This is a genomic window from Chitinophaga rhizosphaerae (genome assembly GCF_003958645.1).
Classification (GTDB): Bacteria; Bacteroidota; Bacteroidia; order Chitinophagales; family Chitinophagaceae; genus Chitinophaga; species Chitinophaga rhizosphaerae.
The window spans coordinates 24130-45193 of record NZ_RXLO01000014.1 but is presented as its reverse complement, the minus strand read 5'-3'; the positions used below and the strand labels follow the sequence as shown (position 1 = coordinate 45193).

Below are 21064 nucleotides of genomic sequence, written 5' to 3'. Positions count from 1 at the left end.
CTCTTTCCGCCTTTCGTTAATACGGATAACACCATAAAAATAGGCTCTCCAGCAGGAGAGCCTATAATTTCATAGGATAGATTGATCCAACATTCATAGCGTTAGGGATGAATTGGAATATTCATGGCATAAGGTAAAAGGGACATTTCAAGGTATGCGGGAATTGGAACATTTCAGTATAGAGGCAATAGGTTATGATGGATTCACTATTATCAAAAATAGGAACCGTTCTTTCTGCCGCAAATACCACTTAGTTGTATCTTTTAACAACTTTTTTACAATTTTTTCGTTACAGCCGTTCTTAAAACCTCAAAATACATGTGTCAACTATCAAAAAACAACCCCATATCGATTCGGCGAATTCTCCCCTTGATAATTTTGTTAATATGTTCTTTTCGAGCCTCCGCGCAGGATTCAGAGGCCGAAGCTGTGAAAAGCGTTGTCAGGCAACTGTTTGAAGGAATGAAGCTGGGCGACAGCGCGTTGGTAAAGGCTGTGTTTCACCAAACGGCGGTCTTGCAGTCCGTTGCAACGTCTAAAACAGGGGAGGTAAAGGTGCATGTGATGCCTGCGCAGGATTTCATAACAGCTGTAGGTAAGCCTCACACGGACGTGTGGGATGAGCGGATCGAGTTCGGGCAGGTATTGGTGGATGGGCCGGTGGCCAGCGTCTGGACGCCCTACAGGTTTTACCTGGGCGAAAAGTTCAGTCATTGCGGGGTGAACAGCTTCCAGTTGTATAAATCCGCCGGCGGATGGAAGATCCTTTACCTGGTAGATACCCGCCGGAAGGAAAACTGTCCCTGATCAGACTTCCGGCTGCTGGTCGAGGTACTGGATAGCGGATTCGCACTGTTTCTCGATCTCGCTGAAACGTGCGTCCACCAAATCGGTGTTCCCTTCCATGAAATCGATCTTTCCCGAACGGCTCAGTCCCTTCACCAGTAGGAACTGCTTGATGAGGTTCTGGTTCACCAGCGCTGAAAACTCCTGTTGCTTCTGCAGCGTCTGCTCCCGCTCCAGGCGGAAAATGTTCCGGAAATACACGCCCCATACCCGCAGGATGATCAGCAGGTACCCCAGCATAAGGAACGGCGTGGCGATGTAGCGGTCCAGCGCCGAGTAGGTAGGCGGGAAGCTGATGCGGAAATTGTCCAGCTTCATCCAGGCTACCACCCCCAGGTATGCAAAAAGTACCGCCATGATCGACAGCGAAGCGCGCAGGGGCAGAATGAAATATCCGAGCATGCAGGCCATGAGCCAGGGAATAGCATAAATGGGGGATAGGTCCATATCGTTCATGAACGAGCAGGCCATGGGAATAAGCAGGGTGCTCAACGCTGCCATGATGCCTACCATGGTATATGGCGCCCCGGAATACATGAGCCCTCCGCAGAACAGGAACGCGAGAAGGAACGAGGTAGTGATGATGAGATTGGGTATATCTTGCAGAAACGCCAGTGCCGCCATAATGGGCAGCAGCATCAGGGTGTAGAAGAAAATATAATCGAAAACCATCGAGATGCGCGCATGTTCCCGGGCGCAGGCCGATTGGCGTATAAGCTTTCCCGTGACCATTCCGCACACAGCGTTGTAAATGGCAGAATACAAAGTTGGTTTGCTGCTCGTATTTGCTGACATAAAAAGGGGATATTCCAATAAATAGCTCATACACAAGGTAGTAGGATTTCCGTGCCGTGGAATGGAACTTTTGTGGGAGATTCGCGGCCGTTGAAAAACGAAGGGCCGCCTTAGACAAGGCGGCCCTCTTTACTGTTGTATTTGTATTATGAATTCAAATCACAACAAATCGCAACTATTCCTAACCCTTATGCAACTATAATTTCTTTTACGGTTTCCTGCGCGGCCTCTTTCTTGGGCAGGGTCAGGTGCAGGACGCCGTTATCGTATTTCGCGTTGATTTTGGAAGCATCCACTTTTTCGTCCAGCGTAAAAGAGCGGGAGAAGGAGCGGAAGTTGAACTCGCGGCGAAGATGTTTCTCGTTTTCGTCTTTGGTTTCGGCTTTCTTTTCGGCACTGATCGTCAGCGTAGGACCGTCGACCTTGATTTTCAAGTCTTCCTTGGCGAAGCCGGGCGCTACGATTTCCAAAGAATAGCCGTCTTTCGTTTCGGAGATGTTCACCGGGGCGTAAGAGGCGCCGTAGAAATCGGAGGTAGCGAAGTCCCTGTTCAGGAATTTACCATTAAACAGTTCGTCTACGAGACCATGGAAGGATTTGGCGGGCTGATTGAATTTTACGAGTGTCATACTGATTATCTTTTTATGCGTTAAACCATTTTTGTTTTTACGGTTACGCTTCCTACAGATCAAATCGGATACCAATGCCGGAAATCGGTTAAAAAGCCAGTTTTTGGCGGATTTTACGGACAAAATGTCAAATTACTGTATGGTTTCCGGACAAAATGACAAAAATCATGAACTAATTGAAGTATCTCGATATATTATTACCTTTGTACAAAACTAAAATATATGTACCCTGCGGAACTCGTGATGCCGATGAAGGCAGAATTAACAGATAATGGATTTCAGGAAATGCTTTCTCCCGAGAAAGTAGAAGAAACGTTGAAACAGGAAGGCACCACCCTGGTGGTGATCAATTCCGTTTGCGGATGCTCCGCCGGAACCGCCCGTCCGGGTGTACTGATGGCCGTTGCCGCCAGCGAAAAGAAACCGGACAGGTTGACGACCTCCTTCGCCGGGTTCGACAGCGCCGCGGTTCAGCAGATCCGCACGCACCTGCTGCCTTACCCTCCGTCTTCGCCTTCCATCGCGCTTTTCAAAGACGGCCAGCTCGTACACTTCATTGAGCGCCACATGATCGAGGGCCGTTCCGCCCAAATGATCGCAACCAACCTGGTGGCTGCTTTTGACGAGTACTGCTAATCGTTTGTTGCTTCCCGTTACATGGTTTTTTACGCCGGTTAATGGGAAATTCATATTTGCAATGTAACTTGGTGGTTTGATTTTCCGACTGACTGATTCGGCTTTGTTCATAGGAAAATTCAGATCACCATTTTTTTTCGCCTATGTATCCTAACTTATATTACGCGTTCAGGGACCTTTTCGGTATCGAATGGTCCTGGCTTAAAGTAGTACAGACATTCGGATTTTTCGTTGCGTTGGCTTTCCTGGCCGCTGCTTATGTATTGACAACCGAGCTTCGCAGGCGCGAAAGGCTCGGGTTGCTTCACCCGGTGGATGAAACGATCACCGATGGTAAGCCGGCTTCCGCCGGTGATTTGTTGGTCAGCGCGGTCATCGGCTTTATCCTGGGATACAAGTTGCTGGGGGTATTCAATGCCACGGGCGATTTCCGCGAATACTTTCTGTCTGTCCAGGGCAGTCTCGTCGGGGGGCTTCTCGTAGCCGCCGGGATGGCGTATTATAAATATTATACGAAGAAGAAAAAGGCCCTGCCCACACCGCGGCAGGTAAAAGTGAAAGTCTGGCCGCACCAGCGCGTTCCCGACTTCACCATCCAGGCGGCGGTGGCCGGCCTCATCGGCGCCAAGATCTTCCACAACCTGGAAAACTGGAGCGAATTCGCCGCCGATCCCTGGGGATCGCTGTTTTCCGCCAGCGGGCTCACCTTCTACGGGGGGCTCATCGTGGCGGCTTACGTCATCATCCGCTACGCCGCTAAAAAACAGATCAACTGGAAACACCTGGTAGACAGTGCCGGGCCCGCCCTCATGCTCGCCTACGCGATCGGGCGGATGGGTTGCCAGTTTTCCGGAGACGGTGACTGGGGCATCAACAACAGCGCCTATATTACCAATGCCGCCGGCCAGATCGAACAGGTGGCGCCTGCGCAATACCAGCAGGTGATGGCGCGCGAAACCGAATATTTCTCCCGGCACTTCGGCTCCATCGAGCACGTACCCCATAAATATTACCCGAAACCCGCGGCGCTGGGCTTCCTGCCCGACTGGTTCGTGGCGTATAATTATCCCCACAACGTAGTGAACGACGGCGTTCGCCTGCCCGGTTGCGAAGGGGAGTACTGCAGCGCGCTGCCGGTTGGCGTGTTCCCGACACCGTTATACGAGATCATCGTCTGCGGCGCGTTCTTCCTCGTGCTCATGGGCATCCGCAGGAAGGTGACCACGCCCGGCGTAATCTTCGGTATCTATCTCATTCTCAACGGACTGGAAAGGTTTTTCGTGGAAAAGATCCGCGTCAACACCAAATACGACATTTTCGGCTTCCATCCCACGCAGGCGGAGCTGATTTCCAGTTTGCTGGTGATCGGCGGCGCCGCACTGATCTGGTATGCCCGTAAAACGGCGCCCACAGCCCAAAAACCTGCATAATGCAACGCCATCCGAAACTCATACCGCTGTCGCACGAGCATAAAACACTTCTTTTCGTGTGCCGCTATCTCAAAAAAGATGCGGCGCAGTACGAGGGGTTCCCGCTCGATGCCGCGTCGAAGATGAAATACATGGTTAAAGTGTTCCAGGAAACGATGGTGCCGCATATCCAGAAAGAAGATCACCTGTTCGAACAATGCCGCGGATTCGTGCCGGAGCTGGACGTGATGATCGATGAGCTGGCCGAAGAGCACCGCACCATTTCCGGGATGTACAGCGCGCTGGTAGACAGCAGCGATGTGGTGGAAGGGATGGACCAGCTGGCCAGGGCGCTTGAAGCGCATATCCGTAAGGAAGAACGGCTCGTTTTCGAAAAAATGCAGGAATTATTGCCCGATGTCATCGCGAACCTGCGGTTAGACGAAGGGAAAGAAGAATAACGATCAAATACCTAATCAAAATCCCTCATACCATGAGAACTGTTACCCTGGTGGCCGCATGTATGGCCACTTTCACGTCTGTTTTCGCACAGCTGGACACGAGCGGTCCCCGCGCCGGCGAACCACAGGAGCAAACGGACGAAGCCGCTGAAGCGGAAATTGCCGCCGCCGTGCAGCAATACCGGGACTCCGTCCACAAAACCTTCAAATACCAAACCGGTAAAATTACCCTGTCGCACGGTGTTACCATCGAAGTACCGAAGGGCTTCAAGTACCTGGATGCGCCGCAAAGCCACCGCGTGCTCGAAGCGCTATGGGGAAACCTCGAAGGCGAAACCATGGGCATGATCTTCCCGGAGCAATACGGTCCGCTGGACGACGCCTCCTGGGCTTTCGATATCAGTTTCGATGGAATGGGATATGTGAAAGACGAGGATGCCGACAAGATGGATTATGATGATGTGCTCAAAGGCATGAAGGAAGACGACGAAGCGTCTAACAAGCTGCGCAAGGAGCAGGGCTTGCAGACGATCAGTACCATCGGATGGGCGGCAGCTCCTTTCTACGATTCGAATACGAAAACGCTGCATTGGGCCATGGAGCTGCAGGGGAGCAATGCGGAGAAGCGTACGCTCAACTATCATTTGCGCATCCTGGGGCGCAAGGGCGTGCTGGTGATGAGCGCCATCGGTACGATGGACCAGCTGCCGGAGATCAAGAAAAACATCCCCGGGATTTTGAAATCCGCCACATTTGAAAGCGGCCATGCCTATGCGGACTTCGATCCGAAGGTGGATGAAGTGGCCGCCTGGACGGTGGGAGGCCTGGTAGCAGGAAAGGTGCTGGCTAAGGTTGGGTTCTTCGCCGTCCTGGCGAAATTCGGGAAGCTGATCGTGATGGGGGTGATTGCCGCGGGTGGAGTTTTGTGGAACTGGATCAGAGGCCGCCGCAGGAAGGAAAATGAAGTTGCAGCGGAGGAGACGCCGGTAACGCCGGAGCCGGCAGAGCAGGCGCTGGGAGAAGATGAGCGGAAATCCTGATCAGGGAAGTACGTAATATATAATGAAGCGCGCGGCGCCGGGGAATCCCCGGCGCCGCGCTTTTTTTCAATAATGTTTGTAACCAATCCCTTTACGGGTCGTCTTCCTCATAGTAACAGCAAACCAGTTTGCAGGTTTCCCAAACTGTTTCCACCGATTTTACCAATCATCCTTTTCTAATAACCACTTATGTATAATTATGTACTATGCAAAACATACTACCTATCTTAGCACTGTAGTTGATTAAGAAAGGAACTACCCAAGCAAAGGTTCTAATCAATCTACAGTTCTAAATCCAATTATAATCCGCCTTATATGAAATCGTTTTACAAAGTGTTGATCCTCAGTGGCCTTGTGGCAGGAACCATCACTTCCGTCCATGCCCAATCCCAAAACGGCGCTGCCTCGAAAGGGGAGATCGCCGGTAAAGTGACCCGTACCACGAACGCTCCCGTAGAATTCGCCACCGTAACCCTCCTCCGCGCTAAAGACTCCGTGCTCGTTAAAGGCGTGCTGGCCGACATCGCCGGAAAATATGCCTTCGAAGGCGTACCCGGCGGCCGGTACATCGTGGCGGCAGCCAACATGGGGCTGAGGAAAGGGTTTTCCCAGCCTTTCACCCTCAACGGCTCTCCCGTTAACCTCCCCGCCATCGTGCTGGGAGAAGACACCCGCAACCTTAAAGCGGTGGAAGTAACCGGCAAAAGACCTTTCATCGAGCAGAAAGCCGATAAGATGGTCGTGAATGTCGAAAACTCCATCGTGGCCGCTGGTGGCACCGCGCTCGAAGTGCTCCAGCAATCGCCCGGCATCCAGGTGGATAAGGACGATAACATCTCCATGCGCGGCAAAAACGGCGTCATCATTATGATCGACGGTAAAGTATCGAACATGTCTCCCCAGGATATTGCCATGTTGCTCAAAAACATGCCCAGTTCCAACATCGACCAGTTGGAACTGATCGCCAATCCTTCCGCCAAATACGATGCAGCGGGCAATGCCGGGATCATTAATATCAAGCTGAAGAAAAACAGCAGCTACGGCACCAACGGCAGTGTGAACCTGGGTTATTCCCAGGGCACACTGCCCAAAGCCAACGGGGGCCTCAACCTCAACTACCGCAGCCAGAAAGTCAACATCTACGGATCGTACAACTATAGCTTCAACCGCAACTTCGAATTCCTGAAAATCTACCGCGATAACATCGAAGCTTCCGGTCGGACCGTTTTCGACCAGATCTCGAATATCGACAAGAAATCCCGCTACCACGGCGCCAAAGTAGGGCTCGATTACTTCCTGAACAAGAACCACACCGTAGGCGTCATGTTCGACATGGGCGATAATAAATGGGCCGGCGATGGTATTTCGAACACCAACATCGGTAACGGCACCAAACTGGACTCCGTCCTGAACACGACTTCCGATAACGATATGCGCTGGAAACGCCAGTCTTACAACTTCAACTATAAAGGCAAGCTCGACACCACCGGTAAAGAGCTCAACATCGACCTGGACTATTCCCGCAACACCGAGCGCAGCACCAATATCCTCAATTCCGCCTACAGGAATGCGATCGACGAAGGGCTGCTCCGTGAAGACGTGACCCGCGCCTTCCAGCCGTCTGTCATCAATATCAAAACCTTCAAACTGGACTATACGCATCCGTTGCGCCATAACGACAAATTCGAGGCGGGGGTGAAGTTCAGCTGGGTGGATTCCGATAACAATTCCCGCTTCGACTCCCTGCGCAAAAGCGGTTGGGAATACGACGCCAATCGTTCCAACTACTTCATTTACAAGGAAAACGTAAACGCCGCCTATATCAATTACAGCCGCCAGTTCAAGAAACTCGGCGTGCAGGCGGGGCTCCGGGCCGAACAATCCAACGTCACCGGCACATCTGTCACCATCAAGAAAGTGAACGATACCACGTATCTCAACTTCTTCCCCAGCGTGTTTTTCAGCTACAATGCGAGTAAAGACCACCAGTGGGGCGTGTCTTACAGCCGCCGTCTCCAGCGCCCCAGCTACGACGACCTGAACCCTTTCGAGTTCTATATCGACCGCTACACCAAGGGTGCTGGCAACCCGAACCTCCGGCCGCAGTTCTCCAGCAACTTCGACCTCACGTATACCTTCAAATCGTTCCTGACGGCGGCTATCGGCTACAGCCATACGAAAGATATGCTGTCGCGCATCCTGGAACCTTCGGTAGACGAAGCCACGGGCGACACTACGATCGTTACCTATAAATACATGAACGTAGCCAGGAAAGACAACGTCAATCTGAACCTGTCTGCCCCTTACCAGATCACCAAATGGTGGAAATCGTTCACGACGGTTTCGGTTTTCTACAACCGTTTCCAGACCGAGGTGAAGGGTGAGGAGCTGGACCGCAGTTCCGGCGGCTTCTTCGGCAACACGCAGCACACTTTCGCCCTGGGCAAAGGCTATACGGCCGAAGCGGCATTCTGGTACAATTCCCGCCAGGTGGCCGGTGAAGGGCTCTTCGAAATGGAACCGATGTACGCGCTGAACCTGGGCATCCAGAAGCAGATCCTCAAAAAGAAAGGGACGATCAAGCTGAATGTGAACGACGTGTTCCAGACCCAGCGTTTCCGCGGCAATTACCATGTAACGAACCGCGACATCGCCCTCAAAACCGGTTGGGACAGCCGCCAGGTGCGCCTCAACTTCTCCTATCGATTCGGCAACAGCAACGTAAAAGAGGCCCGCAACCGCAAAACCGGCCTCGAAGACGAGCTAAACCGGGTGAAATAGGCGATCAACTCCGACCTAATCATGTTTTAGGTATATAAGGATGGAAAGAACGCGGCCCTTCTGGGTCGCGTTCGCTTTTATATCCCCATGGTTTTCAGTATATTGAAAAAAAGATCCCGGTCCTGTGCAACCTTCCTGACGACTCACCGTCTTTTATATGAATTTACACTCGAAACGCTTGGAACAAATGCCTGTAACAGACCAGCTCATGGCCAGATGCCGCAAGGGTGACGCCCGTGCGTTCCATGACCTGTATCATGCATATTCCAGGGCGATGTATAATATTTGCCTCCGGATGACAGGCCACCAGGCCGATGCGGAAGATGTGCTGCAGGAGGCATTCGTACAGGTCTTTAAAAATTTGGACAACCTGGCTTCAGACACCAGTCTCACCGCATGGATCAAGCGGATCGTCGTCAACCACTGCCTCAGCTACCTCCGGAAAAAGAAAGTGTATTTCGAGGAAGTGGAAGACCAGGAATGGAAGCAGGAGGACGGGGTAGACGAAACCGAACATACGCTGACGGTGGCCGCTGTGAAAGACGCCATCGGCCAGCTGCCGGCGGGATACAGAACGGTGCTGAACCTGTATATTTTCGAGGATTACAGTCACCGCGAAATCGCCGGATTACTGAATATCTCGGAATCGACCGTCAAAACCCAATATATGCGGGCGAAGGAGAAAGTCCGCCAGATCGTGAAACTTAAATCGAAGCAGATATGAACCTGGAAGAGTTTATCCGGCAGAACAGGAGCGGGTTTGAGGAAGAAGGGCCGGGGCCTGGCGTCTGGGCCGCGCTGGAAAAACAGCTGCCGCAGCCGGGGAAGGAGCGGGGCAGGGTAGTGGCCATGATGGCCCGGCATTGGTGGAAAGCCGCCATACTCGTGGCTTTGATCGCGAACGCCGGCCTGCTGGTGAAGTATATGAACACCCGGCAACCGGTAGCGGTCGTGATCCCGGAGATCAGGGAAATGGAAACGTATTATTCTGCGCGCATCGAACAGAAACTGGACGAGCTCAAACAGCTCCCCGCCGCGGAAACGGGGCTCGACAGCCTGACCATGAAAGAGCTCGAACTGCGCAACGATACTTATAAATTGCTGGAAAAGGAACTGGCCGCCAATCCCGGGAACGAACGCGTTCGCGCGGCCATGGTCCGGTACTACCAGATGAAGCTCGAGCTCCTCGACAAAATCCTCGAAGAGCAGAACAAATACACAAACGATTCTACTTCAACTTCAACTCAAAAGCATGTTCTCTAAATCTACCATACTTTTTCTTTTACTCTGTCCCTTTTTCGCATTCGCCGCGAAAGGCGACGAGGAACATAAAGTCGTCATCGTCAAGGAATTCAACGTAGGCGGCAATTCCAGCGTGAACATCAACTCCAAATATGGTAAGGTGACGGTATATATCTGGGACAAGCCCGTCTGCAAAGCCACCATTACCGTTACCGGCTTCGGGAAAGACCAGGAGCAGGCCCGGCGAATGACCGAAACGATAGATGTGAAGGCTATGGAGTCGGGGAACAGCGTGAACATCACGGCCTCTTCGAACCCGGGTTCCCGCTGGTTCAGCAACAAGAAAGACAATAAGGATTACGTCAATATCGACATCGATGTGTATGTGCCGTCGAAACTGAAAGCCATGAACATCGACAGTAATTTCGGGGACGTGATCGCCCGGAAGCTGCCCTTCCCTTCCTACCTCAAAGTGAATTACGGCTTCATCGATGTGGCGGAAGCGGGAAACCTGTTTCTCAGCATCAATTATACCAACAAAGCCCGTATCGGCAAGACGGACGTGCTGACCGTACAATCGAATTATTCATCGCTGAACTGCGAAAGTGCCAGCGAAGTGAATATCACTTCGAACTATGGCAATCACAGTTTCGGTAATGTGGCCGAGATGAAAGTGCAGGCCAATTACGACGAGATTAAATTCAAAAATGTAGGCAGCGTGGTGCTCCGGGCGAATTATACCGATGTGAAGATGGATGGGCTGGGTTCCAGCGCCATCATCAGCGCCAACTACGGCGATGTCCGGATCCGGAAGATCGACAAGAACTTCAAATCCCTCAATGCCGACGTCAATTACACAGATATCCGGCTGGGCGTGCAATCGGGCACACCGTTCCGGGTGCGGGCCGAGATCAGGAACGGGGATTTCAGTGCCGACGGCTTTGTGTTCAGGCACGTCAGCGAAAACCGCAACAAAGGAAACCTCTCCTATTCCGCCATAACATCCAACGCCGGCGAAGCATCTCCGCTCATTTCCGTGAACGGTAAACATTGCGACGTCAAAGTTGGAGAGGATTAATCCAATTTGTCCATCAACACAAAATAATGACCCAAATGAAAAAATTTGTCGCGCTCTTCGGAGCGGCCCTTCTGGCCTTTGCCCTTACCGCAACGGCGCAACGTTCCAAAGTTACCGGTAATGGCAACATGAAAAAAGAATCCCGTACCGTTTCCCAATCGTACACCGAGCTGGGCGTTTCCGGCCAGTTCAATGTGCTGATACGCCAGGGCAGCAAGGCTTCCATCGAAATCGAGGCAGACGAGAATATCCTGCCGCTGATCGAGCTGGTATTCAGATCGAACGAGCTCCAGATCCGCTACAAGCAGCACACCGACGTACGGCCCAGCAAGCCGGTGAACGTATGGATCACCAATCCCGAGATCGCCGAACTGGCCGGTAGCGGTAAGGTAATCTTCAAATCCGACGGCAAACTGAAAGGCGACAAGCTGGAAGTGGCGCTGAGCGGCATCGGCGAAGCCGACCTGGACCTCGATTACGACAAGCTGGAAGTAGCCATGAGCGGCAACGGTAAGGTAAGGCTCGCCGGCAAGGCAGACAAAACAGAAGTAGCGATTTCAGGTTCGGCAGACGTGGATGCCCCCGGAATGGCGGCCCAGGAAGCGGAAATAGCCATTTCCGGTTCGGGCAAAGCTTATGTGAACGTGAGCAAAAAATTGGAGATCGCCATTTCCGGCAGCGGGAGCGTGCGGTACAAGGGCAATGCGATCGTAGAGCAGTCGGTTTCAGGCAGCGGGCGCGTTTCTCATGAAAACTGATCCGGCTTTCGTATTTTAGCGAGAAATACCCATGCTGCTTATGAGACTACAAATTTTGACGGGTGTTGCGCTGGTTGCAGGATTGGCCGCCGCCGCACAGGAAACGCCCCGGAGTATCGCCAATCCGCCCGCACAGGAGCTGACCGTGATCAGGAACAACGCCGCTACGGCCGTAAAGAGCCAGGGCATGACGGGTACCTGCTGGTGTTTCAGCACCGTGTCGCTCATCGAAAGCCAGTGCATGAAAGCCGGCGCCGACGCCAGGCCCGACCTGTCTGAAATGTTCGTGGTACGGAACGTGTACCTGATGAAGGCCCGCAACTATGTGAAGCGCCAGGGCGCGGCGCAGTTCGGGGAAGGTGGGCTGGGGCACGATGTGCTCATCGCCGCCGGGAACTACGGTCTGATGCCGGAATCTGTGTACAGCGGCAAACTGCCCGGTCAGAACGAGCTGAACCACAGCAAGATGGCCGATACCCTGAAAAAGTTCCTGGACACCCTGCTGGCCCGCCGGCCGGTAGATACGAAGTGGGAGCAGGGCTTCACCGCGCTGATGGACCACTACATGGGCCAGGCGCCGCCCGCGAAATTCGAGTATAACGGTAAAACATATACGCCGCAGGAATACGCGGCGAAAGTCGTGAAATTCAATCCGTCCGATTACGTAAGCCTCACCTCGTTCACGCATCATCCCTACTACACTTCTTTCGTGTTGGAACTGCCTGATAATCATGCGAACGGCAGTTTCTACAACGTGGCCCTCAACGAACTGATCGGCGCAACCTGGAATGCGGTGCAGAAAGGATATACGGTGATGTGGGATGCGGACGTGAGCAATCGCGGATTCGCGCATAACGGCGGTTACGCCCTGAGCCCGAAGTACGATAGCCTGATGGACCGCAAGCAGCCCAATCCGGCCATTCCGGAAGTAGACGTTACGCCGGAATACCGCCAGGAGCTGTTCGAGAAACTGGTTACGCAAGACGATCACCTGATGCACATCACGGGGATCGGGAAGGGGAAAGGCGATAAGCGCTTTTTCATTGTGAAGAACTCCTGGGGAACGGGGTCCAAATTCGATGGTTACCTGTATGTTTCCGAGCCTTACTTTGCGGTGAACACGATCAATGTGATTGTGCCGAAAGCTGCGCTGGATAAGGAGCTGATGAAGAAATTACATATACTCTGATCGGGGGGATCATGTATCATAAAAAAAGCAGGACGGAGCGTCCTGCTTTTTTTATGTTTTGCGGTCGGCCAGCAGTTCGAGGACCGCTACTTCGAGCGCATCTGCCAATTGCGACAGCGTGCGAAGGGTGACGTTGATCTCGCCGTTTTCCATACGGGAAATATCTGCATTGTCGACGTTGCAACGTGCAGAGAGCTCGCGTTGGCTAAAGCCTCTTTCCTTTCTGATTCGGCGGAGGTTGGTGCCGAAAAGGCGCAATATATCCGGGGCCTGGGTTGACATTTTTAGTTTGCTTCCAAAAGGTTCAAGATCATCGAATTATTTCTTTTTTCCGCTGGGCAGTGGCCCAACGTGGGCAAAAAACATTTCGACAGGTTGCTGTAACTCTTACGGGTGAAGAGTTGTAGAGAATGTGAATGAGGAAGCAATACGAAAAAATCAATGCAGGATACTGAAATCTTTAAAGTGCTGCAAAGGTCCGTCGATAATGTCGAGGCCGGTGACTTTGGCGCCGGAAGGGCCGATGCGGCACCAGCTGATAAATTCGTCCATCGCGTCTTTAGGCCCTTCCGCAACGATCCAGACATGGCCGTCGGGCAGGTTTTTGACTGCGCCGGTGAGGCCCATGCCTACGGCAACGGATCGGGTGGTGGCCCTGAAGTAGACGCCCTGTACCATTCCTTTGACTACGATTTCTTTGTGCAACATAACTACGGGATCGATTTTATAAAATAACAATATCGTTTGCGGGGTGGTTTACCCGGCGGCGATGGTGGCTTTCAGCTCCGGGATGCCGGAGGCGACCAGCGTCCGTCCGCCGGGGTAGAAGATAAAGAAACGGGCCAGGCCGGTTTCAGGATCTTCTACCATGTGGATCTGTATGTATTTGGATGGATGAAAGTAAAAGTATTCGGTGACGGGCGGATCTACGCTTCTGCGGAGCATCTCCAACTGAAAGCCGGCCCGGCTGAGCCAGGAAAAGACGGTTTGCTCTGCGGATGATGGCAGATGGCCTGATGGTTCGTAAGTCGGTTTGATCGGTACCCATTCCATGAGATATTAAATTTACATGGGACAAATGATCCAGATGTGTGGTTTTAACCCAACTGCCGGAAATTTCCTGATTGATACTGTTTCGTTTACGGATGCACGGGCGCCCGGGTTGCCGGGCGGCCCAGGCACACGGGATCCGCGAACCCCGGCGGATATTTCCGGCAACCTGCCCATCGCTTTGACGACGATGGACCGGCACCGGACATTTCAGCCGATGATCCTACTTTCCATATATTACCGGTGCATGCCAATAGCATGCGAATGCAAGGGTTCGTTTCCTGAATCGGATGGGTCGTAAGTAGATGTGTAGGGTAGAAGGGGCCGGGTGATAAACGCCCGACCCGTAACTAAATGATACTGACTCTAAAAAATATCTTTAACAGCAATATTTTCCGCAGTAACACCTTCTACAGCAATATTTTTAAAGAACCCGCCTGTACAGCGAGCCTTTTTTGTTTCTTGGTTATTTCAGTTGTATCCGGTTATTACCGGTTGTCTTTCAGCTATTTACCGTCGTTCGACAGTCGTTTGAAAATGTATTGCATCGCCGGCAACTGTACAGTCATATCCATTGCAACGCCTGTGAACGGCATCAGGCAGCGCGGTGAAACAACGGATTGCTCGAAGGGACCTCCTTGCCGAACGTGAACTCACGGACCAGCTCGTACCGGTCGCTACCCGCCGCACGTTTCATCAAACTGAAACTGTGGCAATGGAAACTGCGGACAAACACCTTACCCGAAAGATAGGGCGACAACTGCGTGAACTGATGCGGTTGCAACGACCGCGCCAGCGCGATATGCGGACGGTAAGACGCCGGCTCCAGCTCGAATGCCGTCAGCACTTTTTTGTGCAGATCCTCCAGCGGTTTCGGGTTCGCCACGTTCACATAAAACATATGCCGGCCGTTCGATTGACGGGCATGGTCGATCCGGGAGGTATACACCGTAAAGGCCGATTGATTCGCCACCAGCCCCTCCAGCATCGTCACGAACACCTGCTCGTAACGCTCCGGAAATTCCGACCTGAAAAGCGCAATGTGCGCCTGCGTAAATGAACCGGGAGCCGATCCCAATTCCTCCGCGATCAAATGCTTGTACATGCTCACGTCCTGGACCGTTTGAGCGTCCGGATGCACCACCAGCATGTAATCATGTAATACTTCCTGTTCCATGTCATTATGATTTTGCAATCATCAATTCGAAATAACCGTTATCATGTACAGCAGCGTGATAACAGCTCCTCCTTTCACAATACAAATATAGGAAGAAAAATGGCAAATACTAATAAAGTTAGCAAAAAATACTAAAAAAAATGGCTGAAAGGCGCAACCCCTCAGCCACCATATCTTATGATGAATTACAGGCTCTTGATGATCGCAGTAAAGTCTGCCGCCACCAGCGATGCGCCGCCGATCAGGCCGCCATCCACGTCTGGACAAGCAAACAGCTCCGCCGCATTCGAAGGCTTGGCGCTGCCGCCGTACAGGATCGACAGCCCCAAGGCCGCTTCCCGCCCGTATTTCGCGGCGATCTGCGCGCGGATGAACGCGTGCATGTCTTGCGCCTGCTGCGCGCTGGCCGTCAAACCCGTGCCAATGGCCCAGATCGGCTCATACGCGATCACGACGTTCTTCAACGCTTCCGCATCCAGGTGATAGAGGCTTTCTTCCAACTGCTTCGCCACATAGGCGTTCTGTGTTTCAGCCTGGCGCACTTCCAGCGGCTCGCCGCAGCAGAAGATGGGCTTCAGGCCGTTAGCCAGCACCTGGTCGATCTTTTTCGCCAGCTGCGCGTTCGTTTCACTGAAATATTCCCGGCGCTCGGAGTGGCCCAGGATCACGTAGTCGATACCTACGGAAGCCAGCATGGCTGCAGACACCTCGCCGGTATATGCGCCCGATTTTTCGCTGGCGCAATTCTGCGCGGCCACGAAAATGCCGGGATAGTTACGGGTGAGCTGTTTCACCTTCTGTACATACGGAAAAGGCGGGGCAATCACCACGGCCTGGTCTTCGGGTAAGTTGATGCCGGCCGCCAGGATGTCGTTCACCAGTTGCTCGCCTTCCGCGAGGGTCAGGTTCATCTTCCAGTTGCCTGCTACGATCTTCTTTCTCATGATTTTACGATGCTTTTGATAAGTGGCGCGAAAAATACGCATTTATCCCCGAAATATTCGGGTCAGAATTTCCCGGTCGGCCTCCTGCAGCCCGGCGCCTTTCAACCGCATCCAGGCATCCGCGTCGCGGAGCGCCTCTTCCAGCCGGTACCTGTCCGTCAACCCCGCGCCGCCCCAGCTGAAGGAAGGCAGGTATTTAGGCGGAAAATTCCCGCCGAACACGTTGCAGCTCACGCCTACGACGGTCCCGGTATTGAACATGGTATTAATGCCGCATCTGCTGAAATCGCCCATCAACACACCGCATTTCGTGCCGGCAGACCAGTATTCCTGCTTCGCTTCCATCCAAATCCGCACTTCGCGGGCATTGTTCTTCATGTTGGAGCAGCTGGTATTGGCGCCCAGGTTGCACCATTCGCCGATCACCGCATCGCCCAGGTAGCCGTCGTGCCCCTTGTTCGAATGGGCGAAAAACACGGTATTCTTGATCTCCCCGCCGGCCACGCACCGCGGCCCCAGCGTAGTAGCGCCGTAAATACGGCTCCCCATCTTCAGCACCGCGCCATCGCCCATGGCGAAAGGCCCCCGCACGAGGTTCCCTTCCATGATCTCGGCGTTTTTGCCAATATAAATAGGCCCGGTAGACGCGTTCAGGACGCTGCATTCCACCCTGGCGCCGGGTTCCAGGAAAATCTGCTCCGCGTTCACCACCTGGTTGGTCGGGGAAATGGGGGCCGATTTCCGGCCCTTCGTCAGCAGTGCGAAATCTTCGCGCAGGGCGGCGTCGTTATGCTGCACGATGTCCCAGGGCCGGTCTACCCGCCGGATGTCTCCCTCGAATTCCAGCCGCACCAGCGTTGCAGGCGCGAAAAAATCGTCGCCACTGATGACCTTGGCCAGCAACCTGCCGTTTTTGTACAATTCCTGCCCGGGCTCCATGGCCGAAATAGTGCCGACAAGGCCGGCGGAAGGGAGGAGGTGCCCGTTCAAAAGAACGGTAACCGTGCCCGGCGGGGCTTTCTGCAAGGGGAATTTCGCCTGGAGGTAATCAGCGGTAAAACTGCTGAGCGGCCCGGTCTCAAGCCATTTTTCCCACTTTTCGCGAATGGTGAGGATACCCGTGCGGATTTCCGCCACGGGCCGGGTGTGAGTGAAGGGGTATAGTTCGTCACGCTCGGGCGTATCAAACAGGATGTAATGACGGTCCATATAGGGCTAAAATAAAAAATCCCGCCGAAAGCATTCGGCGGGACCAGTAAAAATATGCTGAAATAGCCTTATTTGGCGTCTTTCTTGTAACGTTTGTTGAATTTGTCGATACGGCCTGCAGTATCCACCAGCACGTTCTTACCGGTATAGAACGGGTGAGAAGTGTTGGAGATTTCCAGCTTGATCAGCGGATACTCGTTCCCGTCTTCCCAGGTGATGGTTTCGCGGGTGGGAGTAGTGGATTTGCTCAGAAAGCTGTCCCCGTTGGACATGTCTTTAAACACTACGAATCTATAATTTTCCGGATGAATTCCCTGTTTCATATCAATAAGTTAATAAATACAGAGCGCAAAGGTAGCGCAATAATTTGAATAAGCAAAGAAAAATTTAGCTTTTCATATTCACGTACTGGAGGGGGATGCCCAGGTTGGATTCGCGCATTTTCTGGATAACGTCCTGTAAATCATCGATTTTCTTGCCGGTTACGCGAACGATGTCGTCCATGATGGCGGCTTGTACCTTCAACCCGGAATCCTTGATCAGTTTCACGATTTTCTTGGCGTCGTCCTGTTTGATGCCGTTGCGGACAGGCACTTCCTTCTTCACCACCTTACCGCTCACGTAATGTTCCCTGCTGAGGTCGTAAATCTCGGCGGCCAGGCCCTGGCGCATGCTCCGGCTGATCAGCACGTCTACCACCTGGGAAAGCTTCATATCGGTTTCCACTTCCAGCTTCAAGGTCATTTCCTTCTTGTCCAGGTCGATTTCCACCGGCGAACCTTTAAAATCGTACCGGTTGTTGATTTCCTTTTTAACGGTATTGATGGCGTTGTCCAGGGTCTGGAGGTCAACTTTGCTCACGATATCGAAAGACGGCATATCTGCGGGTTTTTGAATAATGAATAAACGAGGGGCAAATATAAGAAAAAACCGCCACCGGAACCGGCAGCGGGAATTTGCATTAGAATGGCGGAGAATGGTTACATGAGTGGGTAAAGAGCCTGCCTGCGCTTAGTTTTCGTTGTCTCGCGCATGGATCTGGAGGTTCGTTTTATCCCCTTTTATAGTAACGTTGTCGTTTTTGAGATATTGTTTGTATTTGTTTTTTATATCGTCTGACTGCTTTTTACCATTGATGAAGAGGTCTTCCCCCTTCTTCTCGATGTTGTACCCGGATTCCCGGTCGATGAGTTTGTCGGACTCCATGGCTTTCAGCAGATCGTTGTACCAGCGGGTGGTGGCCCTGTTTTTCTCGGTCAGTTCACGGGCTTCTTCAGCTCTGAACAGGGCGCGTTCGCGTTCGCGGACGGCGCGTTGCTGTACGCGAACGGCTGCTTCGGCGGCAAAACGCTGGTCTCTGACGATCTTATGATGTTCCGCGAGCGCACGGTCGGACGCTGCCCGGGCTTCCGCCTGGTGGCGGGCCATATCGCGTTGATATTGCACCTGTCCGGCTTTGAAACGGGTTTGGTCGTTCCGGTATTTTTGCGCTTCCTTGCGGTATTTCAGTTCTTCTTTTTTCAGCTGCTCAACGGCCTTGTTGATTTCCTGCTGCTGCTTTTTCCAGTCGATCTTCTTCAAATTCTTTTGCGTGTCCCTGATGACCTTTTCCCAGTCTTCCTTTTTCAGTTTCTTGCGCACGTTCTCGTCGAAGTTTTCCCATTTCATATCCGACAACGCGTCGAGGTTGCCCTGGAGTTTGGACAGATCGAGGTCCTGAAGGGACTTCAGTGCGCTGGCCTGCATGCGCCTGAGATCGGCATCGTTGAAGCGGAAGCTGGAATCGAACTTGAAATCGAAATGCTTGTCGAATTGGAAATCCTCATTGAATTTGAAGTTCCTGTGCTGGTCTTGCAGCTGGATGTAGCTTTCCTCGAACTGTTTCCGTTCTTCGGCAGACATATCGTCTATCGAATTATAGGTTTTTACTTTCCCGGCTTTATCAATGATCTTGATACGGCCGCCGGGCACGGTAGTGTCGCCGGGCGAATAGAAAGTCACTTCACCGGCACGCGTGTCGTACACGATCCCTTTGGTTGCGTACAAAGGCGGCGTGGGAGGTGCGGGCGGCATGGGCGGCACCGGGGGAAGAGGTGCTGCGGTATAAAATGGTGCGGATGCAGGAACTGGAGGAATGGGGGCGGAAGGAGGGACGGGGGGAACGGGAGGAACGGGCAGTTCGGGTTCCGTGATGAAGTCGGGCACGATCGTATCCCCGGCGCAAATGTCGCTAACGGCGGCCGGGGCGGGCGAAGGCGAGGGTGCTGCCATGATCGCGGGTTTGGCAGCGGGTGCAGCGGGGGCGGTGGTTTCCGCCTTTTTTTCCTTTTTGCTGCGCTTGCTGTCGGGCGTCAGCCAGGCGATGGAGACGAGGCCGGTGACGATGATCAGGAGCGCCAGGAATCGCTGGCTATAGTTGAGATGTTTTGTTTTCATTTCCATGATGCGTTTGATGCGATGAAATAAATGTTGCCGGTCATGCGCGGCAGCCATTGCCATCGGGTTCACGGTAAGGCGGAATTCTTCCAGTGCCACCAGGGCTTTGGCGTAGTGCATGGGCTGAACGGTGCTGGCGAGCACGAGGTCGTCGCAGCAATGTTCGCGTTCCAGGCGGATGTTGCGGGAAATCCACCATACGAACGGGTTGAAGAAAAGGATCGTTTCTACAATGGATTGGAAGATATTCAGGAGATAATCGTTGCGTTTGATGTGGGCGAGCTCATGCAGGAGGATGGCTTCCAGCTGCTCGGGGCTCAGATTGTTGACCATGGCCGTGGGGAGGAGGATCACCGGTTTCATGAACCCGATCATCACCGGCACCTGCAGATGCCTGGAAATGAAGAGCCCTACCTTTTTCCCGATGCCCATCTTGCGGGCGAGGGCAGCGAGATGTTCTTCCCAAACGGCGCCGAGTTGCGTCAACCCTTGCCGGCGCAGCGTTTTCAGCTGTGCCAGGTCGATGCAGAGGCGTATGGTCATCACCGTTACTCCCACCACGTAAATGCCGACCAGCAGGGGAAAGTACGCTTCCATTCCCGGGAGCGCGGCTTTCAGGCCTTCAGCGGGCGCCGGTGCGCTGGCGAAAGCCATGGGAACGTGGGCCGGCAGGGCACTCATCCCGCCGTTCACCGCTGCCATCGTTTCGGAAGCTTCCCGGATCGATCCCAACTGCGTGGCAAACGTGGCGCCGAACCATCCTGCGATACCTGTCAAAGACAAAAAGGAGAGATGGTATTTGATGGACGGGCCGGCCTGTGGCCAGAGCCACAGCACGATGCGCAGGCTGAGAAAGACGCAGCAACCCTGCCAGAACGAGTGCAGGATCGTCCAGCCGAAGGCCTGGATAAGGTCGGTAAAAGGAAGTAACGAGTGCATAAAACAATTATTTCGACTGTTTTTGATCGATTTCGTTCAGGTATTCACGAATGCGGTCGAGTTCCTCCTGCGAGGAGCGATGGCCGCCGAGAGCCTGCATAACCAATTGTGACGCAGAACCGGAAAAAACCGTGTCGATCATCTTTTTCAGCAACTGCGCCTGTGTTTCTTCCTTGGGAATGGCAGCTTCATAAATGTGCGTCTTCGCGCTTGCATCCCGCTGCAGCAAGCCCTTGTCGTGCATGATCTGCATCAGCTTCAGGGTAGTGGTGTAACCCGCTTCCTTCTGCTTCTCCAGGATCTCGTGCACTTCCCTCACCGTGCTGGCCCCGCGCTCCCAGAGGATCGTAAGGATTTCCAGCTCGCTTTCGGTTGGACGTACATTCTTGTTATTTGCCTTGTTTTCCATGATATCTCTCCTTTGTACGAATTTCTTCGTAATCAA

General features: G+C 53.0%; 23 protein-coding genes. 11 read left to right on the top strand and 12 right to left on the bottom strand.

Annotated features, from left to right (window positions below; all coding sequences use genetic code 11):
* The first annotated feature begins 318 nt into the window (after window positions 1-318).
* Window positions 319-807, top strand: a complete 489-nt coding sequence (locus tag EJ361_RS23235) for a nuclear transport factor 2 family protein (protein WP_126248885.1) — start codon at window positions 319-321, stop codon at window positions 805-807.
* On the opposite strand, the gene EJ361_RS23230 is transcribed toward EJ361_RS23235, so the two are convergent.
* Both EJ361_RS23230 and EJ361_RS23225 read right to left on the bottom strand, forming a co-directional pair.
* On the bottom strand, window positions 808-1641 hold the full coding sequence (locus tag EJ361_RS23230) for a hypothetical protein (RefSeq protein WP_126248883.1): 834 nt from the start codon (window positions 1639-1641) through the stop codon (window positions 808-810).
* 188 nt (window positions 1642-1829) lie between these two features.
* The gene (locus EJ361_RS23225) at window positions 1830-2270 is read right to left on the bottom strand and encodes an Hsp20/alpha crystallin family protein (protein ID WP_126248881.1); all 441 of its coding nucleotides are present in this window, start codon (window positions 2268-2270) and stop codon (window positions 1830-1832) included.
* A gap of 222 nt (window positions 2271-2492) precedes the next feature.
* Between EJ361_RS23225 and EJ361_RS23220 the strand changes: the two genes are divergently transcribed.
* The 10 genes from EJ361_RS23220 (at window position 2493) to EJ361_RS23175 (ending at window position 12864) form a co-directional block, all read left to right on the top strand.
* Entirely contained in the window at window positions 2493-2906 is a 414-nt protein-coding gene (locus EJ361_RS23220) for a BrxA/BrxB family bacilliredoxin (protein WP_126248878.1), read from the top strand.
* Window positions 2907-3049: 143 nt separating this feature from the next.
* Entirely contained in the window at window positions 3050-4336 is a 1287-nt protein-coding gene (locus EJ361_RS23215; protein WP_126248876.1) for a prolipoprotein diacylglyceryl transferase, read from the top strand.
* The gene (locus tag EJ361_RS23210) at window positions 4336-4776 is read left to right on the top strand and encodes a hemerythrin domain-containing protein (RefSeq protein WP_126248874.1); all 441 of its coding nucleotides are present in this window, start codon (window positions 4336-4338) and stop codon (window positions 4774-4776) included. The genes EJ361_RS23215 and EJ361_RS23210 overlap by 1 nt, the downstream gene beginning before the upstream one ends.
* Window positions 4777-4808: 32 nt before the next feature.
* The gene (locus tag EJ361_RS23205) at window positions 4809-5816 is read left to right on the top strand and encodes a DUF2167 domain-containing protein (protein ID WP_126248872.1); all 1008 of its coding nucleotides are present in this window, start codon (window positions 4809-4811) and stop codon (window positions 5814-5816) included.
* Between the two features lie 315 nt (window positions 5817-6131).
* Window positions 6132-8597 carry a TonB-dependent receptor domain-containing protein gene (locus EJ361_RS23200; RefSeq protein WP_126248870.1) on the top strand — a complete coding sequence of 822 codons (2466 nt, stop codon included), beginning with the start codon at window positions 6132-6134 and terminating at the stop codon, window positions 8595-8597.
* 187 nt (window positions 8598-8784) lie between these two features.
* Window positions 8785-9321, top strand: a complete 537-nt coding sequence (locus EJ361_RS23195; RefSeq protein WP_164714391.1) for an RNA polymerase sigma factor — start codon at window positions 8785-8787, stop codon at window positions 9319-9321.
* Window positions 9318-9860: a hypothetical protein gene (locus EJ361_RS23190; RefSeq protein ID WP_126248866.1), complete on the top strand. Its 543-nt coding sequence runs from the start codon at window positions 9318-9320 to the stop codon at window positions 9858-9860. The genes EJ361_RS23195 and EJ361_RS23190 overlap by 4 nt, the downstream gene beginning before the upstream one ends.
* Window positions 9850-10917 carry a DUF4097 family beta strand repeat-containing protein gene (locus tag EJ361_RS23185; protein ID WP_126248864.1) on the top strand — a complete coding sequence of 356 codons (1068 nt, stop codon included), beginning with the start codon at window positions 9850-9852 and terminating at the stop codon, window positions 10915-10917. Before EJ361_RS23190 ends, EJ361_RS23185 begins: the two co-directional genes overlap by 11 nt.
* Before the next feature lie 35 nt (window positions 10918-10952).
* Complete coding sequence (locus EJ361_RS23180; RefSeq protein WP_164714390.1) at window positions 10953-11675, top strand: head GIN domain-containing protein; 723 nt, start codon at window positions 10953-10955, stop codon at window positions 11673-11675.
* 40 nt (window positions 11676-11715) lie between these two features.
* Entirely contained in the window at window positions 11716-12864 is a 1149-nt protein-coding gene (locus tag EJ361_RS23175) for a C1 family peptidase (protein ID WP_126248860.1), read from the top strand.
* A 51-nt stretch (window positions 12865-12915) separates the two neighbouring features.
* Here the strand turns inward: EJ361_RS23175 and EJ361_RS23170 are convergent, their stop codons facing one another.
* The 10 genes from EJ361_RS23170 to EJ361_RS23125 all read right to left on the bottom strand — a co-directional run bounded on the left by EJ361_RS23170 (window position 12916) and on the right by EJ361_RS23125 (window position 21064).
* Window positions 12916-13146 carry a helix-turn-helix domain-containing protein gene (locus EJ361_RS23170; protein ID WP_126248858.1) on the bottom strand — a complete coding sequence of 77 codons (231 nt, stop codon included), beginning with the start codon at window positions 13144-13146 and terminating at the stop codon, window positions 12916-12918.
* Window positions 13147-13302: 156 nt separating this feature from the next.
* Window positions 13303-13572, bottom strand: coding sequence for an acylphosphatase (locus tag EJ361_RS23165; RefSeq protein ID WP_126248856.1), 270 nt, complete (start codon window positions 13570-13572; stop codon window positions 13303-13305).
* A 48-nt stretch (window positions 13573-13620) separates the two neighbouring features.
* Entirely contained in the window at window positions 13621-13917 is a 297-nt protein-coding gene (locus EJ361_RS23160) for a hypothetical protein (protein WP_126248854.1), read from the bottom strand.
* Between the two features lie 592 nt (window positions 13918-14509).
* Window positions 14510-15091, bottom strand: a complete 582-nt coding sequence (locus EJ361_RS23155) for a 2'-5' RNA ligase family protein (RefSeq protein ID WP_126248852.1) — start codon at window positions 15089-15091, stop codon at window positions 14510-14512.
* Window positions 15092-15276: 185 nt separating this feature from the next.
* Window positions 15277-16035, bottom strand: coding sequence for a triose-phosphate isomerase (gene tpiA, locus EJ361_RS23150; RefSeq protein ID WP_126248850.1), 759 nt, complete (start codon window positions 16033-16035; stop codon window positions 15277-15279).
* A gap of 42 nt (window positions 16036-16077) precedes the next feature.
* A complete protein-coding gene (locus EJ361_RS23145) occupies window positions 16078-17244 on the bottom strand; it encodes a putative sugar nucleotidyl transferase (protein ID WP_126248848.1) in 1167 nt (388 codons plus the stop codon).
* Window positions 17245-17312: 68 nt separating this feature from the next.
* Window positions 17313-17567 carry a type B 50S ribosomal protein L31 gene (locus tag EJ361_RS23140; RefSeq protein ID WP_126248846.1) on the bottom strand — a complete coding sequence of 85 codons (255 nt, stop codon included), beginning with the start codon at window positions 17565-17567 and terminating at the stop codon, window positions 17313-17315.
* A gap of 64 nt (window positions 17568-17631) precedes the next feature.
* Window positions 17632-18123, bottom strand: a complete 492-nt coding sequence (locus EJ361_RS23135; RefSeq protein ID WP_126248844.1) for a YajQ family cyclic di-GMP-binding protein — start codon at window positions 18121-18123, stop codon at window positions 17632-17634.
* Between the two features lie 132 nt (window positions 18124-18255).
* Window positions 18256-20619, bottom strand: coding sequence for a M56 family metallopeptidase (locus EJ361_RS23130; protein ID WP_126248842.1), 2364 nt, complete (start codon window positions 20617-20619; stop codon window positions 18256-18258).
* A 7-nt stretch (window positions 20620-20626) separates the two neighbouring features.
* Window positions 20627-21064, bottom strand: a complete 438-nt coding sequence (locus tag EJ361_RS23125; RefSeq protein WP_240646715.1) for a BlaI/MecI/CopY family transcriptional regulator — start codon at window positions 21062-21064, stop codon at window positions 20627-20629.

Coding starts and splice junctions, on each gene's coding strand:
- EJ361_RS23235 (WP_126248885.1), top strand. CDS start 319: ATGTGTCAACTATCAAAAAACAACCCCATATCGATTCGGCGAATTCTC.
- EJ361_RS23230 (WP_126248883.1), bottom strand. CDS start 1,641: ATGTCAGCAAATACGAGCAGCAAACCAACTTTGTATTCTGCCATTTAC.
- EJ361_RS23225 (WP_126248881.1), bottom strand. CDS start 2,270: ATGACACTCGTAAAATTCAATCAGCCCGCCAAATCCTTCCATGGTCTC.
- EJ361_RS23220 (WP_126248878.1), top strand. CDS start 2,493: ATGTACCCTGCGGAACTCGTGATGCCGATGAAGGCAGAATTAACAGAT.
- EJ361_RS23215 (WP_126248876.1), top strand. CDS start 3,050: ATGTATCCTAACTTATATTACGCGTTCAGGGACCTTTTCGGTATCGAA.
- EJ361_RS23210 (WP_126248874.1), top strand. CDS start 4,336: ATGCAACGCCATCCGAAACTCATACCGCTGTCGCACGAGCATAAAACA.
- EJ361_RS23205 (WP_126248872.1), top strand. CDS start 4,809: ATGAGAACTGTTACCCTGGTGGCCGCATGTATGGCCACTTTCACGTCT.
- EJ361_RS23200 (WP_126248870.1), top strand. CDS start 6,132: ATGAAATCGTTTTACAAAGTGTTGATCCTCAGTGGCCTTGTGGCAGGA.
- EJ361_RS23195 (WP_164714391.1), top strand. CDS start 8,785: ATGCCTGTAACAGACCAGCTCATGGCCAGATGCCGCAAGGGTGACGCC.
- EJ361_RS23190 (WP_126248866.1), top strand. CDS start 9,318: ATGAACCTGGAAGAGTTTATCCGGCAGAACAGGAGCGGGTTTGAGGAA.
- EJ361_RS23185 (WP_126248864.1), top strand. CDS start 9,850: ATGTTCTCTAAATCTACCATACTTTTTCTTTTACTCTGTCCCTTTTTC.
- EJ361_RS23180 (WP_164714390.1), top strand. CDS start 10,953: ATGAAAAAATTTGTCGCGCTCTTCGGAGCGGCCCTTCTGGCCTTTGCC.
- EJ361_RS23175 (WP_126248860.1), top strand. CDS start 11,716: ATGAGACTACAAATTTTGACGGGTGTTGCGCTGGTTGCAGGATTGGCC.
- EJ361_RS23170 (WP_126248858.1), bottom strand. CDS start 13,146: ATGTCAACCCAGGCCCCGGATATATTGCGCCTTTTCGGCACCAACCTC.
- EJ361_RS23165 (WP_126248856.1), bottom strand. CDS start 13,572: ATGTTGCACAAAGAAATCGTAGTCAAAGGAATGGTACAGGGCGTCTAC.
- EJ361_RS23160 (WP_126248854.1), bottom strand. CDS start 13,917: ATGGAATGGGTACCGATCAAACCGACTTACGAACCATCAGGCCATCTG.
- EJ361_RS23155 (WP_126248852.1), bottom strand. CDS start 15,091: ATGGAACAGGAAGTATTACATGATTACATGCTGGTGGTGCATCCGGAC.
- tpiA (WP_126248850.1), bottom strand. CDS start 16,035: ATGAGAAAGAAGATCGTAGCAGGCAACTGGAAGATGAACCTGACCCTC.
- EJ361_RS23145 (WP_126248848.1), bottom strand. CDS start 17,244: ATGGACCGTCATTACATCCTGTTTGATACGCCCGAGCGTGACGAACTA.
- EJ361_RS23140 (WP_126248846.1), bottom strand. CDS start 17,567: ATGAAACAGGGAATTCATCCGGAAAATTATAGATTCGTAGTGTTTAAA.
- EJ361_RS23135 (WP_126248844.1), bottom strand. CDS start 18,123: ATGCCGTCTTTCGATATCGTGAGCAAAGTTGACCTCCAGACCCTGGAC.
- EJ361_RS23130 (WP_126248842.1), bottom strand. CDS start 20,619: ATGCACTCGTTACTTCCTTTTACCGACCTTATCCAGGCCTTCGGCTGG.